Origin of the sequence: Rhodoferax ferrireducens (assembly GCF_003347515.1) — a bacterium.
Lineage (GTDB): Bacteria > Pseudomonadota > Gammaproteobacteria > Burkholderiales > Burkholderiaceae_C > Rhodoferax.
Window position 1 is genome coordinate 73,607 of record NZ_QEII01000314.1, and the last position, 20,284, is coordinate 93,890.

Below are 20,284 nucleotides of genomic sequence, written 5' to 3' on the forward strand. Positions count from 1 at the left end.
GGGAAGGCCCGGGGGGTCTATTGTGGCTGTCACGGGATTCGGGTAGCGCCGGTGATCAACTTGGTCTATGCTGCAGCGCAATATAAACTTCAGGGAGTAACGATGAAAAGCAAAATAGTTCTTGCACCAAGTCGGCGTTGGGGGGCAGGCGCGCTGGCATGGCTGTTAGCGTGCGGTTTGGCCCAAGCGGCAGATGATTTGCCTGTGCTGCATGCCCAACCGCAACGCACCTCGGTCTCGGGCCTGTCCTCGGGGGCCTTCATGTCGGTGCAGTTTGGCACCGCCTACTCGGCCAGCGTCATGGGCGTCGGGGTCGTGGCCGGTGGTCCCTACAACTGTGCCTACGTCAACTTCGGGGGCATCATGACTTGCATGTCGGGCAGCCCATCGGGACAGCTGTCCTGGCTGGCGGCAGAGGGCTTTTCCACACTGGGCCAAATCGATCCCGTGGCGGGTATTGCCAAGCAAAAGGTCTACGTTTTCAGCGGCACCCAAGACTCAGTGGTCAAACCACCCGTGGTGCAGGCCACGCGGGATTTCTACCAGGCCGCCGCCGTGCCCCAGACCAATCTTGCTTACGTGAACTCCTTGCCCGCCGGACACGCCTTTATTGCGTCGGCATTTGGCAATGTGTGCGCCACCAATGCGGCGCCCTACATTGACCAGTGCGCTCAAAAAGGCAAAGCGTATGACCAACCACGGGCCATCCTGCAGCATATTTACGGGCCGCTGCAGCCCGCCGTGGCCAGTCTGTCCTCCACGGTGCGACCCTTCGATCAGCGTACCTTTGCCAGCGCCGACACCGGGCTGGACAGCGTGGGCTATTACTACGTGCCCACCAGCTGCACGGCCAATTCAAGCGCGTGTGCCGTGCATGTGGTGTTCCATGGCTGCCAGCAGGGTGCCGCTGTCGTGGGCAGTGATGTGTACAGCAAGGTGGGCTACAACGCGTGGGCCGATAGCAACCGCGTCATTGTGTTGTACCCCCAGATACTGGCCAGCCAAATGTCTCCTATGAACCCGGAAGGTTGCTGGGACTGGTGGGGTTACAGCGGCGATAACTTCCAGGTGCAAAGCGGGCCGCAGATGCTTGCCGTCAAGGCCATGGTGGATCGCCTCACTACGCCTTAAACACATCAAGCCAACAAGTACTCCCGGGTCAGAGTGCGGGCGCGGTGCAAGCGGCTTTTGACGGCGGCCGACGTCAGCTGCAGCTGGACAGCGATTTCAGCAATCGACAGTTCTTCAAAGTCGCGCAGCAGGATGACCTCCCGATACGGCGCGGGCAAAGACTGCAGCGCGGCCGCCAGATCCAGCCGTAAATCAGCGGTCGAGTGGCGCGCCACCCAATGCTCAACCGCTGCTTCGTCGTAGGGGTCGTACTTAAAAGCCTGGCGGCCCAGGCGCCGGCACTCGCGTTTCACCACGGTGAACAACCAGCCCGAAAAAGCGGCCAGGGTGCGCACCGACTGCAGCCGGCGCGCCAGCACCAGCAGGGCCTCCTGCACGGCATCGTCCACATCGCTGATCAGGCAGTGGCGTTGCGCATAGCGACGAATGTCGGGGCGACACACGCGCAGCAAGGTCTCCAGCGCGCCAAGGTCACCGCCGTGCGCGGACTGCAAGACCAAGGCGTTTTGCGCACTGAGGGCCATGAAGGTTCAGGCCTTTTTGTCCAGCCGGCGCCCCACCAGCGCGCACATGGGGCAAAAGCCCACCAGGCCAGACACCGCCATACCCAAGGCGCCTGCGGCCACCAGCCAACCGGCAAGACCGGCCAGGGTGTAGACCGCGAATCCGGCGACAGCCAGGCCCATCAGGACGCGCAACAGCCGCTCCCAGGCGGGAAGATTTTTTACATACAAAGCAGACATGGTTTGAAACCTTTTGACATTCCGGGAACATTCCCATGAGCTAAGAGGCGGGCGCCCGGGCAATGGATTCGCGTGCATGCAACTATTTTTTATTTCTTCACGGTGCGGGGAAGGATAAAGCTAGCTTGCGCTCGGCCACAGGCGCACCGCCAGCGCGGTCAGGCCGGCGAGGGCCGCCATCGCACACACACCTTGCCAGCCCCAATGGCCCAGCACCAGGCTGCCCAATAAGGCACCGCTGGCCATGCCAATGAACATGCCGACAAACAGCACCGCATTGAGCCGGCTGCGGGCAGCGGGCTCGATGCTGTAGACGAGGGTCTGGTGGGCAATCAGCGCCGCCTGGGCGCCCAGGTCAAACACCACGGCGCCTGCCGCGATCAGCCACAACTGGCCGGGGCTCAGGGCCATCGCCACGAAGGCACCCGTCATCAGGGCGGCACCCAGGCGGGCGACCCGCTCGGGGCCTTGCCGGTCGGCCAGTCGTCCCGCCAAAGGCGCCGCCAGTGCGCCCGCCGCGCCAGCCAGACCAAAGGCCCCTGCGGCACTGCTGCCCAAGTGAAAAGGGGCGGCGTGCAGCATCACCGCCAGGGTGGACCAGAAGGCGCTGAAACCCAGGCTCAGCAGACCCTGCGCCAGGGCGGCGCGACGCAAGCCGCTGTGCCGCAGCCACAGCGTAGCCAGTGAACCCAGCAGCGCGCCATAGCTCAATTGGGTGGTGGGTGCAAAGCGTGGCAGGCCGTGCCAGACGGCCACGCCCAGCAGAGCAATGCTGACAGCGGCGGCCACAAACATGGTGCGCCAGCCCAGGTGTTCGGCCACGAAGCCGCTGACCACGCGGGACAGCAAGATGCCCATCAGCAGGCCGGTCATCACGGTGCCGACCATCTTGCCGCGTTGCGCCTCGGGCGCCAGCGTGGCGGCAGCCGGCACGATGTCCTGCGCCAGCGTGGCCGCCAGGCCAATGGTCAGGCTGGCCGCCAGCAGCACACCCAGTGAAGGCGCGCTGGCCGCCACCAGCAGCGCCGCACTCAGCGCCACCGCCTTGCCCAGAATGATGCGGCGCCGGTCGAAACGGTCGCCCAGCGGCGCCAGCAACAAGATGCCCAGCGCATAGCCCAGTTGCGTCAGCGTCGGCACCAGGCCCATGGCGCCGGGCGGGGACTGAAACGCTTCTCCCAGTAGGCCGAGCATGGGCTGGCTGTAGTACAGGGTTGCGGCGGCCAGCCCGGCGCCGGTGGCCAGCAGAAGCATCAGGGAGGTGGGGAGGGAAGTCCCTGATTGGTTATGCGTAATGACATGGGACGACATCGTAAAAACTCCGTTTTTGGGTGAGGCGCTAGTGTCGGATAGCTGAATTGCTTCTGGAACCCCCGGGCTGAGCACAATTGTTATACGCTATGCGTATGAAAACCGCCCCAGACCGGATTGAACTCATGCAGACCTTTGTGCGCATCGTGGAGGCGGGCAGCCTGTCGGCGGCGGCGCTCCAGATGGGGGCGACCCAGCCCACCGTGAGCCGGCGCCTGCAGGCGTTGGAACGCTCGCTGGGACTGCGGCTGCTGCAGCGCTCGACCCATGCGATGAAGCTGACGGAAGAGGGTCAGCGCTGCTTTGCCCGCGCCAAGGAATTGCTGGGCAATTGGCAAGCCTTCGAGGCCGACCTGCGCGGCGCCACGGATATGCCCGAAGGTACGCTGCGTGTCGTCGTGCCGCACGCCATTGGCCAGCAGGAACTGGTGGCGCCGCTGGCAGAGTACCTGCGGCGCTACCCGCGCGTGGCGGTGGAGTGGCTGCTGCACGACCGCACACCGGAGTTCATTGCCGGCGGCATTGACTGCGCCGTCCATGTGGGCGCGGTGGACGATCCGTCGGTGGTGGCCGTCAAGATCGCCGAGGTGCCACGCATCGTCGTCGCGGCACCGTCGGTGCTGGGCGATGCGCCTCTGCCGGCGCATGCGTCGGAGCTGGCCGGGCTGCCCTGGCTGGCGTTTCGCACGTTCTACCGCAACGACATCACCTTGATCCACGCCCAGGGCGAGCAGCACCGCTTGCCGATCCAGCCGCGCATGAGCACCGACAGCCTGTTTGCCTTGCGCAACGCGGCCTTGCTGGGCTTGGGTGTATGTGTGGCATCTGCCTGGGCGGTGGCCGACGATGTGGCGCAGGGCACGCTGCTGCACCTGACGCCGCAATGGCACGCCGCGCCCTTGCCGATTTACCTGCTCTACCCCTATGCCCATTTCTACCCGGCCAAGCTGCGCCGCTTTGTGGAAGTGCTGCGTGCGGCGCTGCCCGAGGACATCGGCCAGCCGCCCTCGCCCTAGGTCCCCGACCCCGGCTGCTGCACCAGCGCCATGGCGAAAGTGCCTTCGCCCACGGACCAGTCCGAGTAATCGTTTTCGTGCATGAAGATGAACACATCCTGCGGCGCCACGTCGGCGCGCTGCGCCAGGTTGCGGGCGATGGCCGCGTACAGGGCGCGTTTCATGGCGTCGCTGCGGCCACGGCGCATGGTGATTTCGACCACCACGACGCGGTCGGAGCGCGCCATGCCGTTGAACGTGCGGTTGCACCAGAATTGGCCGGGTTCGTAGGGCGCCACCATGTTGAACAGCTCATCTTGCGGCATGCCGATGCTGTCCACCAGGGCCTGATGGATGCCTTCCACAATGCCTTGTTGCTGCGCGGGGCTGGTGTCTTTGGGAAGATGGGTGTGAATGAATGGCATGTGATTTTTTCTCAAAAATAAAAACAGAGACGTCGATTTTTTAAGAAATTTCATCCAAAGAAAAGCGAGTTTTTGGGACTGTCTATATGACATAAACTCAAATAATGAAACGCCGCCTTCCCCCTCTCAATGCCTTGCGCGCCTTCGAGGCCGCAGCCCGTCTGGGCCGGATGACGGCAGCCGCCGACGAGCTGGCGGTCACCCCCGGCGCCATCAGCCGCCAGGTCCGGCAACTGGAAGACAGCCTGGGCCTGAGCCTGTTTGAAGGGTCCAAAAACAAACCCGAACTCACCTCGGCGGCACGCACCCTGCTGCCGGTACTGTCGGCCGCGCTGGACAGCATCGAGGCGGCGGTGCGCGCCCTGGGCGATACCGACAGCGGCACGCTGGATGTGTCCTGCTTCAGCACCTTCACCGTCAAGTGGTTGATTCCCCGGTTGTTTGATTTCCATAGCCGCTACCCCGACATTGAGATCCGGCTGCAAACGGCGGGGCATCTGGGCGACCTGGCGCGCGAGCGCTGCGACATGACCATCACGGTGGAAGCGTCCGCACCAGTCCAGGCCGAGGCAGGCACCACCTTGCCACTGTTCCCTGAACGTCTGGGTCCTGTGCTGACCCCCGCATTGGCCGCCCGCGTGGGGCTGCGCACACCGGACGATCTGGCGGGCCAGACGCTGCTGCAGTCCCAAACCCGGCTCAATGCCTGGGCGATGTGGGCGCAGGCCCACGGATGCGCCGCACCCACTCCCACCGGCCCGGTGTTCGAGCACTACTACTTCGCACTGCAAGCGGCCGTGGCGGGTCTGGGCATTTGCGTGGCGCCCTGGCATCTGGTGGCCGATGATGTGCAGGCCGGCCGCCTGCTGGCACCGCTGGGCTTTTGTGACAGCGGCTACCACTACGTGGCCAAGCGCCGCCCGCAACGCAGCAAGAAACTCGACCTGTTTGGTGCCTGGCTGCAGGCGCAGGCGGCGCAGACCTGACGCGACTTAACGCGCCGCCCATTGCCGCACATAGCCGGGCGGTGCCACGGTGCACAGCGGGTCCACCACGGGTGGCGCGGCCTGCACCACCCAAGGCAAGACACCGGCCCAGGCCGCAATGTGCATGTCTTCGGCATCGTCCACCGGCCCGCCGCTGCGCACCTTGCAGGCGGCCTCAATCAGCCCGATGCGCATGACGGTGGTGGCGGCAAATTCCTTGTCGCTACCGGTGCGGATTTCAGCCTGCCGGCCTAGCGCAATCTTGTCCATGAACGCGGCCATGGAGGTGTGTTTTTCCAGCACCCGTTCGAACACGCCATACACCATGGCCGAGCGGTAGTTCATCGAGTGGTTGAAGGCGGAGCGCGCCAGCACCAGCCCGTCGAGATGGGTGATGGTGACGCAGGCCTGCGTGCCCTTTTGCAGCAGCTTGAGCAGACGCCCGCCGTTGGAACCATGGATGTAGAGGTGCTCGCCTTCGCGCCAGCAGGCGGTGGGGATGCAGTGGGTTCCCTTGTCGTCGGCAAACGCGATATGGCACAGGTAGGCGGCGTCGATGATGGCGTGCAGGGTGGCGTGGTCGTAACGGGCGTTTTCGGCAATGCGCCGCACCTGGGTGCGGTCGGAAGGGGCGTGGGCTGCGGTGGTTTCCATGGTGTTTCAGCAAAGGGGTTATGTGTGAATGGGGAGCAAAATGTAAGAGAAATATGGCTCCAAAATAAGATCCATAGACGTATTATTTTTTAGGACCACAAAAATGGACTATCAACTCTTGTTCAGCGCTTTCACGGCGCTGCCGGCACACATGCCCTGGTCACGCCAGCGGCAGTTGCATGAATGCCTGCGCGGCGCCATCCGCAACGCCACCCTGGCCCGCGGCACCCGCTTGCCAGCCAGCCGCACCCTGGCGCTGGAACTGGGGGTGTCGCGCAACACCGTGCTGTACGCCTACGACCAGCTGGCGACCGAGGGCTTCGTCCTGTCGGACCGGCGCGGCACGGTCGTGGCCTCGCTGGGTGCCGTGGCGCTGCCAGACCGGTTGGCGGTGCCCTTGCGCACCGGTTTGTCGCGGCGCACCCAGGGTCTGTCGGCCTTGCCGGGTTCGGACATGTCGGTGGCGTTTGCGCCCGGCGTGCCCTCGCTGGGGGATTTTCCGGTGACGCTGTGGCGCCGCTTGCTGGACCGCGCCTGGCGCTCGCTCAAACCGGCGCAACTCAACTACGCCGACCCGGCGGGCGAGTTGCCACTGCGCACCGCCATTGCAGACCACCTGCGGGTGGCGCGTGGCGCGCTGGTGGAGAGTGGGCAGGTGTTTATCACCGATGGCACGCAAAGCAGCCTGGACCTGTGCGCGCGGGCCTTTGCCGACCCCGGCGACAAGGTCTGGATGGAAAACCCCGGCTACCAGGGTGCACTGGCGGCCTTTCGCGCCGCGCAACTGAAACCCGTCGGCATTGTGGTCGACGCCGAGGGCCTGGCACCGGTGGCCAGCGACTGGCTGCGCCACCGCCCCAAGCTGATTTATGTGACGCCCTCCCACCAGTACCCGGTGGGCACGGTGCTCAGCCTGGCGCGCCGCATGGCCCTGATCGCGCAGGCCAGAAACGCGGCGGCGCTGATCATCGAGGACGACTACGACAGCGAGTTTCGCCACGAGGGGCCGCCCCTGTCGTGCATGCAGGGGCTGGCACCCGATGCGCCGGTGCTGTACCTGGGCACCTTCAGCAAGACCATGTTTCCGGCCTTGCGCATTGGCTTCATGGTGGTGCCTGCCGCACTGGTGGCACCGCTGGCGGCCCTGCTGGCGCGCTCGGCGCCGCGGGGGCGCACTGCCGACCAGTTGGCGCTGGCGGAGTTCATGCAAAGAGGCCATTTCAGCCTGCATTTGCGGCGCATGCGCCGCCTCTACCGACAGCGCCGGGACGCGTTGGTGGCGGCGCTGGAACAGCATCTGGGCGATGTGGCCGACGTGTATGGCGGCTCCGCCGGCATGCACCTGGCCCTGCGGCTGCGCGACGCAAGCACCGACGATGTGCGGCTCAGCACGCGTTTGCTGGGCTTGGGCATCGTGGCGCCGGCGCTCAGCCTGCATGCGGTGGGCACGCGCATACAGCCCTGGCGGGGCTTTTTGCTGGGCTACGCCCAGGTGCCCGTCGAGGCGATGGAGAAGCTGGTGAAAATGCTGGCTGCCGTGGTTCACAATGCCTCATGAAGTCCTGAAACGATAGCTGCTTGCGCAATATAGACGGGGGCTAGAGGCCGATTTGGCTTAAATTCTCCGCAGCAATCGTCCTGAAGCCTGTCGACACCCGCGCATCGCTTGCCACCGCCTGCCAGCAGGCGCAGGGTGCGAGCGTCCTCTGGCGTCAGCAGGCCGCGCGCCAGGAAATTGTTGATACGCAAGGCATGGTCTTTCTGGATGTGGACACTGTTCGAAAGCAGCGGCACATACCCACTGCCGATCGCTGTTTTGACCCATGGATAACAAAAAGAGGAGATGAAACATGAGCGAGAACAAGGCCACCGTCGAAAGATACATGGACGGCTTTGGCAAATCCGATCACGCGCAAATCTTGTCGTGCCTGAGCGAGGACATTGAATGGGACATGCCGGGCGCATTTCATCTGGTCGGACGGGACGCGTTTGACAAGGAAATTGAAAATCCGGCATTCGTCGGCCGCCCAAGCATCACCATCAGCCGGATGGTCGAGGAAGATGATGTTGTCGTGGCCGAGGGGGCGGTACGCGCCCAGAGAAAGGACGGTGGTCTTCTCAACGCCGTATTTTGCGATGTGTTCGTCATGGAACACACGAAGATCAAGCGCTTGACGACGTACCTGACCGCGGTGACATAGTGCCTTTGTTGGAGGAACCCATGGCTCAACTGACTCTTACGGCTTTTTTGACCCTTGACGGCGTCATGCAGGCCCCCGGTGGCCCGGACGAAGACACCAGCGGCGGTTTTACCCACGGCGGCTGGCTGGTGCCTTATGCGGACGCCGACATGGGGCAGTTCATGGTCGAGGTCCTTGCGCGTGCCGACGCGTTTTTGCTCGGGCGCGGCACCTATGAGATTTTTGCCGCGCACTGGCCCCGCGTCACCGATCCCACCGATTCGATTGCCACAGCGCTAAACGGGCAACCCAAATACGTGGCATCGAAGACGCTGGAGCGCGCCGACTGGCAGGGCACGACCGTGATCCGCGACGTGGTGGCCGAGCTCGCGCGGCTGAAGCCGCAATACCCGCGCGAGATCCAGGTGCACGGCAGCCCCGGCCTGGCGCAAACACTGCTCGCCAATGACCTGGTGGACGTGTACCACCTGCTGCATTTCCCGCTGGTGCTGGGACAGGGCAAGCGCCTGTTCGGCGCCGGCACGGTTCCCGCCGCGCTCAAGCTCGCCGCCACCCAAACGACCAGCGCCGGCGTGATGATCAGCACCTACCAACGCGTCGGACAGCCAGCCTACGGTTCGTTCGAGGTGGACGAGCAGCCCAGGTTCTGGGATTGATCGAGCCCATCCATGATCAAGTCAATTCTGGGGCTTGAAAACCTGAACTCGATTACAGAGAATGAGTTCCGGTCGTTTCATAACAAGCCAGCTTAAGGAGTAGATCTGTATGCAAAAAATTACCCCCTTCCTGTGGTTCGATAACCGGGCCGAAGAGGCCATGAATTTTTACACCTCGATTTTCAAGAACTCCAAGGTCTTGACGGTCACCCGTTACGGCGATGCCGGGCCAGGGCCGAAGGGCACGGTCATGACCGCCAATTTCCTGCTCGACGGGCAGGAGTTTGTGGCATTGAACGGCGGCCCGGAATACAAGTTCACGCCGGCCATCTCCTTTGTCGTGAACTGCGAGTCGCAGCAAGAGGTTGATGAGTACTGGGACAAGCTCTCCGCTGGTGGACGGGAAGACCAATGTGCCTGGTTGCAGGATAAGTTCGGTGTGTCCTGGCAGATCGTGCCCACAATTCTCGTCAAGTTGTTGAGTGACCCCGACCCGATCAAGGCGCAGCGCGTCATGGCGGCCATGATGAAAATGAAGAAGATCGACATTGCTGCTTTAAAGCGCGCCTACGAGCCGCAATAGTTCGTTGTCATTCACCCGCCGATATCGGCAACACAACCCCCATCAAGGAGCACACCCATGAGTACAGTCAAACCGACGCCCGAGGGCTTTCACGCCATCACGCCTTATCTTTCGGTCAAGGATGCGAAAGCCGCTATCGCGTTTTATGAAGGCGTCTTTGGCGCGAGCGAGGTTGGGCGCATCCTCATGCCGGGCGGCACCGTGGGGCACGCCGAGTTGCAGATCGGGGATACCCGGCTCATGCTGGCCGAGGAGATGCCCGAGTGGGGCAATAAAAGCCCGACGACACTGGGCGGCTCGCCGGTCGGCATCGCCTTGTATGTGGCCGATGTGGATGCCACCTACCAGCGGGCGATCGACGCGGGCGCGACCGTGGTCGAGCCGGTGAAAGACCAGTTCTACGGTGACCGCGCCGGGTCCTTGCTGGACCCGTTCGGGCACAAATGGCACGTCATGACGCACATTGAAGATGTCACGTTCGATGAGATGCAGAAACGCTGCGACGCGATGTTCGCGGCCAAGGAAACATGATGGCCCAAAGCAGCACCGTCAATGGCCGAGGCACGGGTGAAGCCGAGATTCGCAGCCTGGTCGCGGATTCGGTCAAGGCCTTGCGTGCCAAGGACATCGACCGACTGGTGGCCAGCTATGCGCCGGACGTTATGTTGTTCGATGTTGTCAACCCACTGCGCTCCCGGGGTGCGGATGCCGTCAGAAAGCGCCTGGAAGATTGGCTCACGTTCCGGGACCCGATCGAGTACGAAGTTCGGGACCTGAGCATTAGTACGGCCGGTGACGTGGCCTTTTCCCACAGTCTGAACCACGTCAACGCCACAACAAACGACGGAAAGAAACTTGATATGTGGTGGCGCGCCAGCGTGGGTTACCGAAAGCTGGACGGCAAGTGGCTTATCACGCTTGAGCATGTGTCCGTGCCTTTCGACGTGACCAGCGGCAAGGCCTCGCTGGATCTCAAGCCGGAATGACGCTGAGAGAACACATGATTTACAAAGGTAGTTGTCACTGCGGAAAAATCGCATTTGAAGTGGATGGCGAACTCACCGGGGCGATGGCATGCAACTGCTCTATCTGCTCTCGCAAAGGCTCGCTCATGTGGTTCGTGCCGCGTGACAAGCTTCGCTTGCTCACATCGGAAGAAGGCATGGGCACCTATACCTTCAACAAGCATGTCATCAAGCACCACTTCTGCCAGACTTGTGGCATACATCCGTATGGTGAGGCGGTAGACCCCCAAGGCAATCGAATGGCCGCCATCAATATTCGCTGCCTCGAAGACCTTGACTTGACCACCGTTCCGGTGAAAAACTTCGACGGTCGAGCCCGGTGACGGCCGTGAAGAAGTGAGATGGAGAGATCAACACTAACCACTGATAAAGGAGATAGCCATGCTGGTTCAGCCCTATTTATTCTTCGATGGCCGCTGCGAAGAAGCCCTGGAGTTTTACCGCGCCAAGCTGGGCGCCGAGGTGACGATGCTGATGCGCTTCAAGGAAAGCCCGGAGCCGATACCCGCCGACATGTGCCCGCCCGGCTCGGAAGACAAAGTGATGCACGCGAGTTTCACCATCGGTGAGACAACGCTGATGGCTTCGGATGGCCGCGCCACGGGGAACCCGGTGTTCAAGGGTTTTTCGCTGTCGCTGTCGGTCCCGAATGACGCCGAGGCCCAGCGCCTGTTCAACGCCTTGAGCGAGGGCGGCAAGGTGGAAATGCCGCTGGCCAAGACCTTTTATGCCTCGTCCTTCGGCATGGTGGCCGACCGCTTCGGCGTGGGATGGATGATCATCACGGCGCCTTGAGGCGAGCCAGCTCATAAAAAAAGCGCCCGAAGGCGCTTTTTTTATCGAAGCCGAAGGCCGCTTATTTGGCGACGACGCGCACCATTTCCAGGCACTTGTTCGAGTAACCCCATTCGTTGTCGTACCAGGCGACGATCTTGACGAAGGTGCCGTCGAGCGCGATGCTGGCGTCGGCGTCGAAGATCGAAGTGCGGGCGTCACCGCGGAAGTCGGTCGCGACGACCTTGTCTTCGGTGTAGCCAAGCACGCCTTTGAGGGCGCCTTCACTCTGGGCTTTCATCTCGGCGCAGATTTCCTTGAGGGTGGCGTCCCGGTTCAGCTCCACGGTCAAGTCAACCACCGACACGTCGGAGGTCGGCACGCGGAACGACATGCCGGTAAGCTTTTTGTTCAGCTCGGGAATCACCACGCCGACCGCCTTGGCCGCGCCGGTGCTGGAAGGAATGATGTTTTCCAGAATGCCGCGGCCGCCGCGCCAGTCCTTGTTGCTGGGGCCGTCCACGGTTTTTTGCGTGGCGGTGGCCGCATGCACGGTGGTCATCAGGCCGCGCTTGATGCCCCATTTGTCGTTCAACACCTTGGCCACGGGCGCCAGGCAGTTGGTGGTGCAGCTGGCGTTGGAGATGATGGCCTGGCCGGCGTAGGTCTTGTCGTTGACGCCGAACACGAACATCGGGGTGTCGTCTTTGGACGGGGCCGAGAAGATGACTTTTTTGGCGCCGGCAGCCAGGTGTTTTTCACCAGACGCTTTGTCCAGGAAGAGACCGGTGGATTCCAGCACGATGTCGGCGCCGATTTCATTCCACTTCAGGTTGGCGGGGTCGCGCTCTTGCGTCAGGCGGATTTTCTTGCCGTTGACGATGAGGGTGTTACCGTCAACCGAGACCTCGCCCTTGAAGCGGCCATGCACCGAGTCGTACTGCAGCATGTAGGCCAGGTAGTCAGGCTCGAGCAGGTCGTTGATGCCGACGATTTCGATGTCGCTGAAGTTCTGCACGGCGGCGCGCAACACGTTGCGGCCGATGCGGCCGAAGCCGTTGATACCAATCTTGATCGTCATAATTTTCTCCGATAGTTAAAAATTGAAAACTGATTACTTGCGCAAAACTTGTTCCACGGTGTCCGCGACATTGTCCGGCGTGAAGCCGAAATGCTTGAATAACACCGGCGCTGGTGCGGATTCGCCGTAGGTGTCGATGCCGACCACGGCTGCACAACCGTATTTCCACCAGCCATCGGTCACGCCCATTTCCACCGCGATGCGGGGCACGCCGGCGGGCAGCACGCTGCTCTTGTACTCGACGCTTTGCTTGTCAAATGTGGTGGTGCTCGGCATCGAGACCACACGTACCGCGATCTTGCGGGTGGCCAGAATCTCCTGCGCCTTGAGCGCCAGCTGCACTTCGGAGCCGGTGGCGATGATGACGGCCTGGGTCTTCTTCTTCAGACCGACTTCGCTCGGCTCGGCCAGTACGTAAGCGCCCTTGCTGATATCACCCAGGCTGCTCTTGGGTGCGTAGTTGATGTTCTGGCGGCTCAAGAGCAGGGCGGTGGGCTTGTTCTTGTTTCGCAGGGCCACGGCCCAGGCGACGGCGGTTTCAGCCGTGTCACCCGGACGCCACACGTCCAGGTTCGGAATCAGGCGCAAGGATGCGGCGTGTTCGATCGACTGATGGGTCGGGCCATCTTCGCCCAAGCCAATCGAGTCGTGCGTGAACACATGCACCACGCGCAGCTTCATCAGCGCCGCCATGCGCACGGCGTTGCGGCTGTAGTCGCTGAAGGTGAGGAAGGTGCCGCCGTAGGGAATGAAGCCGCCATGCAGCGCGATGCCGTTCATGATGGCGGCCATGCCGAATTCGCGTACGCCGTAGTTGATGTGGCGCCCGCCCACCGCCACGCCGTCGGCGTTCGGCGTCTGGACCACGCCACCGGTGAAGTTGAAGCGCAGGCTGGGCGTGCTCTTGGTGTTGGTCAGGTTGGAGCCGGTCAGGTCGGCCGAGCCGCCCAGCATTTCCGGCAGCGCGGCGGTGAAGGCTTCCAACGCCAGTTGCGAGGCTTTGCGCGAGGCCACGGTGTCGGCCTTGGTGTGGGCGGCCACGGCGGTGTCCACGGCCACCTGGGCAAAGTTCTTCGGCAGCTCGCCCTTCATGCGGCGCACCAGCTCGTTGGCCAGTTCGGGGTGCGCAGCTTTGTAGGCGGCGAACTTGTCGTTCCAGGCGGCCTCGGCGGCGGCGCCGGCGGTCTTGGCGTCCCACGCGGCGTACACGTCTTGGGGGATGCTGAAAGGCTTGTGCGCCCAGCCCAGCGCGGCGCGGGTCAGCAGGATTTCTTCCGCGCCCAGGGGTTCGCCGTGCGCCTTGGCGGTGTTTGCGCGGTTCGGGCTGCCCTGGCCAATGGCGGTCTTGCAGATGATGAGCGTGGGCTTGTCGGTCGAGGTCTTGGCCTCGGCGATGGTCTTGGCCACCAGTTCGGCATCGTGGCCGTCGATCGGGCCCAGCACGTTCCAGCCGTAGGCGACAAAGCGCAGGGCGGTGTTGTCGATGAACCAGGGCGCGACCTGGCCGTCAATCGAGATGCCGTTGTCGTCGTACAGGGCAATCAGCTTGTTCAGCTTCCAGGCGCCGGCCAGGGCGGCGGCTTCGTGGCTGATGCCTTCCATCAGGCAGCCGTCGCCCATGAAGGTGAAGGTGTTGTGGTTGACGACGTCAAGGCCTTCGCGGTTGAATTCACTCGCCAACAGTTTTTCCGCCAAGGCCATGCCGACCGCGTTGGAGATGCCCTGGCCGAGCGGGCCGGTGGTAGTTTCCACGCCGGGCGTCACGCCCATTTCGGGGTGACCGGCGGTTTTTGAGCCCAGCTGGCGAAATTTCTTCAGCTCAGTCAGCGGCAGCTTGTAGCCGGTCAGGTGAAGCACCGAGTACAGCAGCATGGAGGCATGGCCGTTGGACAGCACGAAGCGGTCGCGGTCGAACCAGTGCGGATTGACTGGGTTGTGTTTGAGGTGTGAACCCCACAAAGCCACGGCCATGTCGGCCATGCCCATGGGCGCGCCGGGGTGGCCCGAGTTGGCCGCTTGCACGGCGTCCATCGCCAGGGCACGAATGGCGTTGGCCATGTCAGCGTGATTGGCAGCGCTTGTGGGCTCCGCTTGTACCGTTGGAACAGATTGCTGTTCTGGTAGCGCTAATTCTGTTTGATCTGTATTTGCCATCTGTGCCAACTCCGGGGTAGTTCTGGGTGTGTGGGGGAAAACCCAGCATTTTACCGGGCGCAGGGAAATGCCCGATTTGTTCGGCTTGCTGGCCGCTGCCACGCCTTGCATGCGTATAGTCTCCACCCATGCACGGACTCCACCTCACCGCCGATCTTCACCAGTGCCAATGCGCCTCGCAATGGCTGACGGACGCTGCCTTGTTGGGCGAGCGTTGTGTGCTGGCCGTGGCGGCTGCGGGCCTGCAGGCGGTGGCGCATGTTGTTCATGCCTTTCCCGGCACGGCGCAAGGCCCGGGCGGCGTCACGGCCACGGTGCTGCTGGCCGAGTCGCACCTGTGCGTGCACACCTGGCCCGAGCAACAAGCCGTGACGCTGGACGTCTATGTCTGCAATTTTGGCGGCGACCACAGTGCCAAGGCGCACCTGCTGATGGCCGCGCTGGTGGCCTTGTTTGAACCTGGCGACGTGGTGCGTAACAGCCTGACACGAGGAAGAATCACCGCATGAAATTGACGCCTGCATCCACGCACCCCAAGACGGTGTCGCCCATCAAGGCCATGATTCTGGCGGCCGGGCGTGGTGAGCGCATGCGACCGCTGACCGACACCACGCCCAAACCGCTGTTGCCGGTACGTGGCAAGCCGCTGATGCAGTGGCCGCTGGAAGCGCTGGCGCGCGGCGGCTTTGACGCGGTGGTGGTGAACACCGCCTGGCTGGGAGCGCAGATTGCCGACCGGTTCAAGAGTGTTTTTGTGCTCCAGCCCCCGTCCAATAAGCGCGAACAGCTACTAAATGAGGAGTGCTTGCACATCACGTACTCGGATGAGGGGCGTGACTTTGGCGGCGCCCTGGAAACCGCTGGCGGCATTGCACGGGCCTTGCCGCTGCTGTGTCCGCCGGCCGCCATCGGCGCCAGTGCGGAGGTGTTCTGGGTGCTGGCCGGCGACGTGTTTGCGCCGGATTTTGTGTTTGCGCAAGCGGCGGTGGATCGCTTTGCTGCCAGTGACAAACTGGCCCATCTGTGGCTGGTGCCCAACCCCGAGCACAACCGCAAGGGCGATTTCGGCCTGTCGGTGAATCCAAATGACGTACAGGGCATGGGCCTGGCGCTGAACCTCGGCCCGGATGACGCGCGCCCACGCTACACCTATTCCACCATCGGCCTGTACCGGCGCCAACTGTTTGCGCAACCCTGGTGCGACATCGCCCCCGGCAATCCTCACGGCATCAAGGCGGCGCTGGCGCCCTTGCTGCGTGCGGCCATGGATCAGGCACGGGTCAGCGCCGAGCTCTACACGGGATGCTGGACCGATGTCGGTACACCGCAGCGGCTGGCGCAATTGAACGCCTCAGCCCCTTAACTTCACCAGGGCTGCCATACGGGCAGCGTCCGTGCCCTGGCTGCTCAACCCGGCCGCAACACCTTGCTGGTCGGCAGCGGTGCAGTTCTGGCTGACCTTCCATTTGCCCACCCAGCGTTGCACCGGGATCTCGATCGCGACGATGGCTTTGAGCATGCTGGCGATGTAGTCGGCCGGCGCGTCAGACACCTGCCAGGGCAGGGCCTGGCCAGCCTCGTGGGCCTGGGTCAGGCGGGTCACCACCTCCAGCACCCGGGCCGGATCTTCGAAGGCCTGCGGCACGCCGTGGGCGTGCACGGTGGCGTAATTCCAGGTCGGCACGGCCTTGCCGTGGGCGTGCTTGCTGGGGTACCAGTTGGGCGACACATAGGCCTGCGGCCCGGTGAACACCGCCACCGACGGGGCACCTGCAGCCAGCGCCTGCCACACCGGATTGGCGCGCGCCACATGGCCGACCAGCGTGCCGTGTTCGCCCCGGTCCGCGTCCAGCAAAAACGGAATGTGGTTGACCAGCAGCTCGCCCTGGTGCTGGACGATCCAGGTGGCCAGCGGGTGGGTGCGCACCAGCGCGTGCAGCGTGGCGGCGTCGGTCTCTTCGAAGTGGGGCGGCAGATAGGTCATGGGTTGGAGCTGGTGGGGGTTGCAAAAACGGGTTCGCACAGCACTTCGGTCTTGACCGAGTTGGCGATAAAGCAGGAGGCATGTGCGCGGTGGTGCAAGTCCTGTAGCTCCGCCAGCGTGGGGCAGCGCTCTGGCGCAAACTGCACGGCCGGGCGCAGGGTGACACGGGTCATGGCCACCTGGCCTTCGGCGTTGCGCGCCATCACGCCCACGGCCTCGTCGCGGTAACTGTCCACCACCCAGCCGGCCCGGGCGGCCACGTCCAGAAACCAGAGCATATGGCAGCTGGACAGGGATGCGACAAAAGCCTCCTCGGGGTCCACGCCCGCCGGGTCGGAATAGGGCAGCGGCACCACATGCGGCGAGGACGAAGCGCTCACCACCGCCCCGCCGTCGAAGTGCCAGGCGTGGCGGCGGCTGTAGCGGTGGTCGGTAAACGGCGCTTGGTCGCGCTGCCAGAGAACGGTGCTGGTGTGCTGGGCCATGGTGGGCTCTCGGTTGGACTGCAAGGAAACGACGCTGAAGGCGCCTTGGGCGCGGTAGCACGGGCTGCTACAGTGGTTCCTTAGTTTATAAAACTTCCATGCATTGCAAAGGGCCAATTCAGCATGAGTCAAAGAGCCAATGCACCCAAGACCGCACCTCAACCGCGCGCCGAGTCGGTGCGTCAGCGGGTTTACCTGGAGCTGCGCCGCGCCATTGAACAAGGCACTTTCAAGCCCGGCACGCGCCTGCCCGCGTCGCGTGCGCAGGCCCAGACCCTGGGGGTGTCGCGCAACAGCGTGTTGTGGGCGCTGGAGCGCCTGCAGTCCGAAGGTTATGTGGTGGCGCGCGTGGGGGACGGCAGCTACGTGGCCGACGACTTGGGCGCCTTGGGTGCTACGCCCATGGGCTTGCGTCCCGCCGTGAGTGCCGGCCTGTCGCAGCGCGGGCAACTGATTGCCGACACCGTGCTGCACTGGAACCCGCCCCTGCAGGCGGCGCTGCCTTTTCGCATCGGGGCGCCCGAGGTGGCCACCTTCCCCTTTGCCCTGTGGGACCGGCTGGCGCGCCAGGCCTCCAAGGCCCAGCGCATGGCGCAAGCCCAGTACCTGGACCCGGCCGGTGCGCCCGCGCTGCGTGACGCCGTTGCGCAGTGGCTGTGGGTATCGCGCGGCATCCGCTGCGAGGCCGGCCAGGTGGTGGTGTGCTCGGGCTCGCAGCAGGCCATCGACCTGATTGGCCGCCTGTTGCTGGACGTGGGCGATGAAGCGCTGGTGGAGGACCCCGGCTACCCCGGCATCCGCGCCAGTCTGGCAGGCCATGGGGTTAGCGTACGGCCCGTGCCGGTCGATGCAGAGGGGCTGGTGATCGACCAGACCGTCACGCAATGGCCCGCCGCGCGGCTGGCGGTGGTCACACCCACCTCGCAGTTTCCCACCGGCGTGCGCATGAGCCTCAAGCGTCGCCTGGCCCTGCTGGATTGGGCCAACGCGCAGCGCGCCTGGATTGTCGAAGACGACTACGACGGGGAGTTCCAGTACGGCACACACCGCCTGCCGGCCCTGTGCAGCCTGCCCCACGCAGAGCGCGTGTTGTATGTGGGCACCTTTTCCAAAACACTGCACCCCGGCTTGCGCCTGGGTTTTGTGGTGCTGCCGCATGCGCTGGCCAACGCTTTCGCCATGGCCCGCGCCATCAGCGACCGCCATGCGCCCGGCGACGCCCAGGCGGTGCTGGCCCGCTTCATCACGGAGGGTCATCTGCTGCGCCACTTGCGCCGCATGCGCGAGCTCTACCCGCAGCGCCAGCGGGTGCTGATAGACGCCCTGGCCGACGCCAGCCACGGCCAGCTGCAGCTGCGGCCCAGCGAGCAAGGCCTGCATTTGCTGCATGAATTGCCGGCGGACCAAAACGACCAGACCCTGTCCGCGCGCGCCCAGGCTGCGGGCATTCTGCTGGCGCCCCTGTCGCGTTACACCATCGCGTCCACGCGCCGGGGCTGGCTGTTTGGTTACGCCGGTTATGACACGGCTGCGCTGCGTGCTGCAGCCGCCAGGCTCGGTGTTTTGCTGCAAGCCAAGTAGCCAAGCACAAGTCAGTGCCGCGCTTTACACTGGACCATTGAACACCTGATCCACACCATGACCTTCGCCCTGTATTCACAACGTCGCGCTGCCCTGGCAGCCCAACTCGGCCCCAAGGGCATCGCCATTTTGCCCACCGCGCCCGAACAGCAGCGCAACCGCGACGCCGACTTTTTGTTCCGGCATGACAGCTACTTTTATTACTTGACTGGTTTCACCGAGCCCAGGGCCTGGCTGGTGATTACCGGCGACGGCAAGAGCACTTTGTTTTGTGCGCCGAAAGACCTGGAGCGTGAAATCTGGGATGGCTACCGGTTGGGGCCGGAGGCCGCGCCCGCCCAACTGGGTGTGGACGCGGCTTTTTCGGTTACTGAGTTGGACGCCCAGATGTCCGGTCTGCTGGACGGCCGCGATGCCATCTGGTATCCCTTTGCCACCCACAAGGGGCTGGAATCGCGCGTCGATGGCTGGCTGGGCAGCCTGCGCGCCCGTGTCCGTTATGGCACCTTGTGCCCCGAGCAGCAACGCGATTTGTGCGGTCCGCTCGACGAGATGCGACTGGTTAAAGACCCCTATGAGCAAGCCACCATGCGCCGCGCCGCGCAGATCAGTGCCGGTGCCCACATCCGCGCCATGCAGTTGAGTGCCCGCATGCTGCGGGGTGGCCAGGAGGTGCGTGAATACCACCTGGACGCCGAACTGCTGCACGAGTTTCGCCGCCATGGTTCGCAGTACCCGGCCTATGGTTCCATCGTGGCCGCCGGCGCCAACGCCTGCGTGCTGCACTACCGCGCCGACACGGCTCCGGTGCGTGACGGTGAACTGGTGTTGATCGACGCGGGTTGCGAACTCGATGGCTATGCGTCCGACATCACCCGCACCTTCCCCGCCAACGGCAAGTTCAGCGGACCCCAGCGCGCGCTGTACGAGCTGGTGCTGGCCTCGCAGGAAGCCGCCATTGCCGTGACAAAGACCGGCGCCCGCTTTACCGACCCGCACGAAGCCAGCGTCAAGGTGTTGGCACAGGGCCTGCTGGACTTGGGGCTGCTGGACGCCAATAAGGTGGGGACACTACAGGACGTGATTGAAAAACGCGCCTACTTCCAGTTCTACATGCACCGCACCGGCCACTGGCTGGGTATGGACGTGCACGACTGTGGTGGCTACATCGAGCCGTCAGAAGTCGGCACGGTGAGCGAGCGAAAAGACCCGTTGAGCGGCGAAGTCATCAAAAACCGGCCCAGCCGCATTCTGCGAGCCGGCATGGTGCTGACGATAGAGCCCGGCCTTTATGTGCGGCCGGCTGACGGGGTGCCGGCCCAGTTCCACAACATCGGTATTCGCATCGAGGACGATGCCATCGTGACGGACTCCGGCTGCGAATTGATCAGCCGCGGTGTGCCGGTGCAAGCGGACGAGATTGAGGCACTGATGCGGGAGTGAGTGCATTCAGGGCGCCAATCCCGTCGGGATATTGCGAATTAGCAACTGAACCGTCAATATCGAGGCAGTTGG

Annotated in this window: 24 protein-coding genes; 15 read left to right on the forward strand and 9 right to left on the reverse strand. The window is 63.7% G+C overall.

The window, feature by feature from the left end:
* Positions 1–204 precede the first annotated feature (204 nt).
* The gene (locus tag C5P05_RS26520) at positions 205–1,131 is read left to right on the forward strand and encodes a depolymerase (RefSeq protein ID WP_232834672.1); all 927 of its coding nucleotides are present in this window, start codon (positions 205–207) and stop codon (positions 1,129–1,131) included.
* Between the two features lie 5 nt (positions 1,132–1,136).
* Here C5P05_RS26520 and C5P05_RS26525 read toward each other — a convergent pair whose 3' ends face one another.
* The 3 genes from C5P05_RS26525 to C5P05_RS26535 form a co-directional block, all read right to left on the reverse strand.
* A complete protein-coding gene (locus tag C5P05_RS26525) occupies positions 1,137–1,655 on the reverse strand; it encodes an RNA polymerase sigma factor (protein WP_114972861.1) in 519 nt (172 codons plus the stop codon).
* Between the two features lie 6 nt (positions 1,656–1,661).
* On the reverse strand, positions 1,662–1,874 hold the full coding sequence (locus C5P05_RS26530) for a YgaP family membrane protein (RefSeq protein WP_114972862.1): 213 nt from the start codon (positions 1,872–1,874) through the stop codon (positions 1,662–1,664).
* A 120-nt stretch (positions 1,875–1,994) separates the two neighbouring features.
* A complete protein-coding gene (locus C5P05_RS26535) occupies positions 1,995–3,185 on the reverse strand; it encodes an MFS transporter (RefSeq protein WP_114972863.1) in 1,191 nt (396 codons plus the stop codon).
* 95 nt (positions 3,186–3,280) lie between these two features.
* On the opposite strand from C5P05_RS26535, the gene C5P05_RS26540 reads away from it, so the two are divergent.
* Positions 3,281–4,201 carry a LysR family transcriptional regulator gene (locus C5P05_RS26540; RefSeq protein WP_114972964.1) on the forward strand — a complete coding sequence of 307 codons (921 nt, stop codon included), beginning with the start codon at positions 3,281–3,283 and terminating at the stop codon, positions 4,199–4,201.
* On the opposite strand, the gene C5P05_RS26545 is transcribed toward C5P05_RS26540, so the two are convergent.
* Positions 4,198–4,605, reverse strand: coding sequence for a tautomerase family protein (locus C5P05_RS26545; protein ID WP_114972864.1), 408 nt, complete (start codon positions 4,603–4,605; stop codon positions 4,198–4,200). The two genes, C5P05_RS26540 and C5P05_RS26545, sit on opposite strands and share 4 nt — an antisense overlap.
* Before the next feature lie 104 nt (positions 4,606–4,709).
* On the opposite strand from C5P05_RS26545, the gene C5P05_RS26550 reads away from it, so the two are divergent.
* A complete protein-coding gene (locus C5P05_RS26550) occupies positions 4,710–5,591 on the forward strand; it encodes a LysR substrate-binding domain-containing protein (protein ID WP_114972865.1) in 882 nt (293 codons plus the stop codon).
* 6 nt (positions 5,592–5,597) lie between these two features.
* Here C5P05_RS26550 and C5P05_RS26555 read toward each other — a convergent pair whose 3' ends face one another.
* Positions 5,598–6,245 carry a pyridoxamine 5'-phosphate oxidase family protein gene (locus tag C5P05_RS26555; protein WP_114972866.1) on the reverse strand — a complete coding sequence of 216 codons (648 nt, stop codon included), beginning with the start codon at positions 6,243–6,245 and terminating at the stop codon, positions 5,598–5,600.
* Positions 6,246–6,348: 103 nt separating this feature from the next.
* Between C5P05_RS26555 and C5P05_RS26560 the strand changes: the two genes are divergently transcribed.
* From C5P05_RS26560 to C5P05_RS26595, 8 genes are all read left to right on the forward strand, one after another.
* Positions 6,349–7,803, forward strand: a complete 1,455-nt coding sequence (locus C5P05_RS26560) for a PLP-dependent aminotransferase family protein (protein WP_114972867.1) — start codon at positions 6,349–6,351, stop codon at positions 7,801–7,803.
* 292 nt (positions 7,804–8,095) lie between these two features.
* On the forward strand, positions 8,096–8,446 hold the full coding sequence (locus C5P05_RS26565) for a nuclear transport factor 2 family protein (protein ID WP_114972868.1): 351 nt from the start codon (positions 8,096–8,098) through the stop codon (positions 8,444–8,446).
* 20 nt (positions 8,447–8,466) lie between these two features.
* The gene (locus C5P05_RS26570; protein WP_114972869.1) at positions 8,467–9,102 is read left to right on the forward strand and encodes a dihydrofolate reductase family protein; all 636 of its coding nucleotides are present in this window, start codon (positions 8,467–8,469) and stop codon (positions 9,100–9,102) included.
* A gap of 109 nt (positions 9,103–9,211) precedes the next feature.
* Entirely contained in the window at positions 9,212–9,685 is a 474-nt protein-coding gene (locus C5P05_RS26575; RefSeq protein WP_114972870.1) for a VOC family protein, read from the forward strand.
* A 57-nt stretch (positions 9,686–9,742) separates the two neighbouring features.
* The gene (locus C5P05_RS26580; protein ID WP_114972871.1) at positions 9,743–10,216 is read left to right on the forward strand and encodes a VOC family protein; all 474 of its coding nucleotides are present in this window, start codon (positions 9,743–9,745) and stop codon (positions 10,214–10,216) included.
* Positions 10,213–10,671, forward strand: a complete 459-nt coding sequence (locus tag C5P05_RS26585) for a YybH family protein (RefSeq protein WP_114972872.1) — start codon at positions 10,213–10,215, stop codon at positions 10,669–10,671. The genes C5P05_RS26580 and C5P05_RS26585 overlap by 4 nt, the downstream gene beginning before the upstream one ends.
* Positions 10,672–10,685: 14 nt before the next feature.
* Complete coding sequence (locus tag C5P05_RS26590) at positions 10,686–11,033, forward strand: GFA family protein (RefSeq protein WP_114972873.1); 348 nt, start codon at positions 10,686–10,688, stop codon at positions 11,031–11,033.
* Between the two features lie 58 nt (positions 11,034–11,091).
* Positions 11,092–11,505: a VOC family protein gene (locus C5P05_RS26595; RefSeq protein ID WP_114972874.1), complete on the forward strand. Its 414-nt coding sequence runs from the start codon at positions 11,092–11,094 to the stop codon at positions 11,503–11,505.
* A gap of 61 nt (positions 11,506–11,566) precedes the next feature.
* Here the strand turns inward: C5P05_RS26595 and gap are convergent, their stop codons facing one another.
* Together gap and tkt are read right to left on the reverse strand one after the other, a co-directional pair.
* Positions 11,567–12,565 (reverse strand): type I glyceraldehyde-3-phosphate dehydrogenase, encoded by a 999-nt coding sequence (gene gap, locus C5P05_RS26600; RefSeq protein ID WP_114972875.1) that lies wholly within the window; start codon positions 12,563–12,565, stop codon positions 11,567–11,569.
* Positions 12,566–12,598: 33 nt separating this feature from the next.
* Positions 12,599–14,719, reverse strand: coding sequence for a transketolase (tkt, locus tag C5P05_RS26605; protein WP_420130779.1), 2,121 nt, complete (start codon positions 14,717–14,719; stop codon positions 12,599–12,601).
* A 128-nt stretch (positions 14,720–14,847) separates the two neighbouring features.
* Here tkt and C5P05_RS26610 point away from each other — a divergent pair, with 128 nt between their 5' ends.
* Together C5P05_RS26610 and C5P05_RS26615 are read left to right on the forward strand one after the other, a co-directional pair.
* Entirely contained in the window at positions 14,848–15,228 is a 381-nt protein-coding gene (locus tag C5P05_RS26610; RefSeq protein WP_114972877.1) for an S-adenosylmethionine decarboxylase family protein, read from the forward strand.
* 50 nt (positions 15,229–15,278) lie between these two features.
* Positions 15,279–16,082 carry a nucleotidyltransferase family protein gene (locus C5P05_RS26615; protein ID WP_114972965.1) on the forward strand — a complete coding sequence of 268 codons (804 nt, stop codon included), beginning with the start codon at positions 15,279–15,281 and terminating at the stop codon, positions 16,080–16,082.
* On the opposite strand, the gene C5P05_RS26620 is transcribed toward C5P05_RS26615, so the two are convergent.
* Both C5P05_RS26620 and C5P05_RS26625 read right to left on the reverse strand, forming a co-directional pair.
* Positions 16,071–16,703 (reverse strand): FMN-binding negative transcriptional regulator, encoded by a 633-nt coding sequence (locus C5P05_RS26620; protein ID WP_114972878.1) that lies wholly within the window; start codon positions 16,701–16,703, stop codon positions 16,071–16,073. The genes C5P05_RS26615 and C5P05_RS26620 overlap by 12 nt on opposite strands.
* Positions 16,700–17,188 carry an OsmC family protein gene (locus C5P05_RS26625; protein WP_114972879.1) on the reverse strand — a complete coding sequence of 163 codons (489 nt, stop codon included), beginning with the start codon at positions 17,186–17,188 and terminating at the stop codon, positions 16,700–16,702. The genes C5P05_RS26620 and C5P05_RS26625 overlap by 4 nt, the downstream gene beginning before the upstream one ends.
* A gap of 123 nt (positions 17,189–17,311) precedes the next feature.
* Here C5P05_RS26625 and C5P05_RS26630 point away from each other — a divergent pair, with 123 nt between their 5' ends.
* Positions 17,312–18,769, forward strand: a complete 1,458-nt coding sequence (locus C5P05_RS26630) for a PLP-dependent aminotransferase family protein (protein ID WP_114972880.1) — start codon at positions 17,312–17,314, stop codon at positions 18,767–18,769.
* Positions 18,770–18,826: 57 nt separating this feature from the next.
* Entirely contained in the window at positions 18,827–20,212 is a 1,386-nt protein-coding gene (locus tag C5P05_RS26635) for an aminopeptidase P N-terminal domain-containing protein (RefSeq protein WP_114972881.1), read from the forward strand.
* Positions 20,213–20,284: the final 72 nt, after the last annotated feature.

Coding starts and splice junctions, on each gene's coding strand:
- C5P05_RS26535 (WP_114972863.1), bottom strand. CDS start 3,185: ATGTCGTCCCATGTCATTACGCATAACCAATCAGGGACTTCCCTCCCC.
- C5P05_RS26595 (WP_114972874.1), top strand. CDS start 11,092: ATGCTGGTTCAGCCCTATTTATTCTTCGATGGCCGCTGCGAAGAAGCC.
- gap (WP_114972875.1), bottom strand. CDS start 12,565: ATGACGATCAAGATTGGTATCAACGGCTTCGGCCGCATCGGCCGCAAC.
- C5P05_RS26630 (WP_114972880.1), top strand. CDS start 17,312: ATGAGTCAAAGAGCCAATGCACCCAAGACCGCACCTCAACCGCGCGCC.
- tkt (WP_420130779.1), bottom strand. CDS start 14,719: ATGGCAAATACAGATCAAACAGAATTAGCGCTACCAGAACAGCAATCT.
- C5P05_RS26555 (WP_114972866.1), bottom strand. CDS start 6,245: ATGGAAACCACCGCAGCCCACGCCCCTTCCGACCGCACCCAGGTGCGG.
- C5P05_RS26570 (WP_114972869.1), top strand. CDS start 8,467: ATGGCTCAACTGACTCTTACGGCTTTTTTGACCCTTGACGGCGTCATG.
- C5P05_RS26525 (WP_114972861.1), bottom strand. CDS start 1,655: ATGGCCCTCAGTGCGCAAAACGCCTTGGTCTTGCAGTCCGCGCACGGC.
- C5P05_RS26545 (WP_114972864.1), bottom strand. CDS start 4,605: ATGCCATTCATTCACACCCATCTTCCCAAAGACACCAGCCCCGCGCAG.
- C5P05_RS26625 (WP_114972879.1), bottom strand. CDS start 17,188: ATGGCCCAGCACACCAGCACCGTTCTCTGGCAGCGCGACCAAGCGCCG.
- C5P05_RS26560 (WP_114972867.1), top strand. CDS start 6,349: ATGGACTATCAACTCTTGTTCAGCGCTTTCACGGCGCTGCCGGCACAC.
- C5P05_RS26550 (WP_114972865.1), top strand. CDS start 4,710: ATGAAACGCCGCCTTCCCCCTCTCAATGCCTTGCGCGCCTTCGAGGCC.
- C5P05_RS26540 (WP_114972964.1), top strand. CDS start 3,281: ATGAAAACCGCCCCAGACCGGATTGAACTCATGCAGACCTTTGTGCGC.
- C5P05_RS26620 (WP_114972878.1), bottom strand. CDS start 16,703: ATGACCTATCTGCCGCCCCACTTCGAAGAGACCGACGCCGCCACGCTG.
- C5P05_RS26635 (WP_114972881.1), top strand. CDS start 18,827: ATGACCTTCGCCCTGTATTCACAACGTCGCGCTGCCCTGGCAGCCCAA.
- C5P05_RS26610 (WP_114972877.1), top strand. CDS start 14,848: ATGCACGGACTCCACCTCACCGCCGATCTTCACCAGTGCCAATGCGCC.
- C5P05_RS26590 (WP_114972873.1), top strand. CDS start 10,686: ATGATTTACAAAGGTAGTTGTCACTGCGGAAAAATCGCATTTGAAGTG.
- C5P05_RS26580 (WP_114972871.1), top strand. CDS start 9,743: ATGAGTACAGTCAAACCGACGCCCGAGGGCTTTCACGCCATCACGCCT.
- C5P05_RS26585 (WP_114972872.1), top strand. CDS start 10,213: ATGATGGCCCAAAGCAGCACCGTCAATGGCCGAGGCACGGGTGAAGCC.
- C5P05_RS26615 (WP_114972965.1), top strand. CDS start 15,279: ATGATTCTGGCGGCCGGGCGTGGTGAGCGCATGCGACCGCTGACCGAC.
- C5P05_RS26565 (WP_114972868.1), top strand. CDS start 8,096: ATGAGCGAGAACAAGGCCACCGTCGAAAGATACATGGACGGCTTTGGC.
- C5P05_RS26530 (WP_114972862.1), bottom strand. CDS start 1,874: ATGTCTGCTTTGTATGTAAAAAATCTTCCCGCCTGGGAGCGGCTGTTG.
- C5P05_RS26575 (WP_114972870.1), top strand. CDS start 9,212: ATGCAAAAAATTACCCCCTTCCTGTGGTTCGATAACCGGGCCGAAGAG.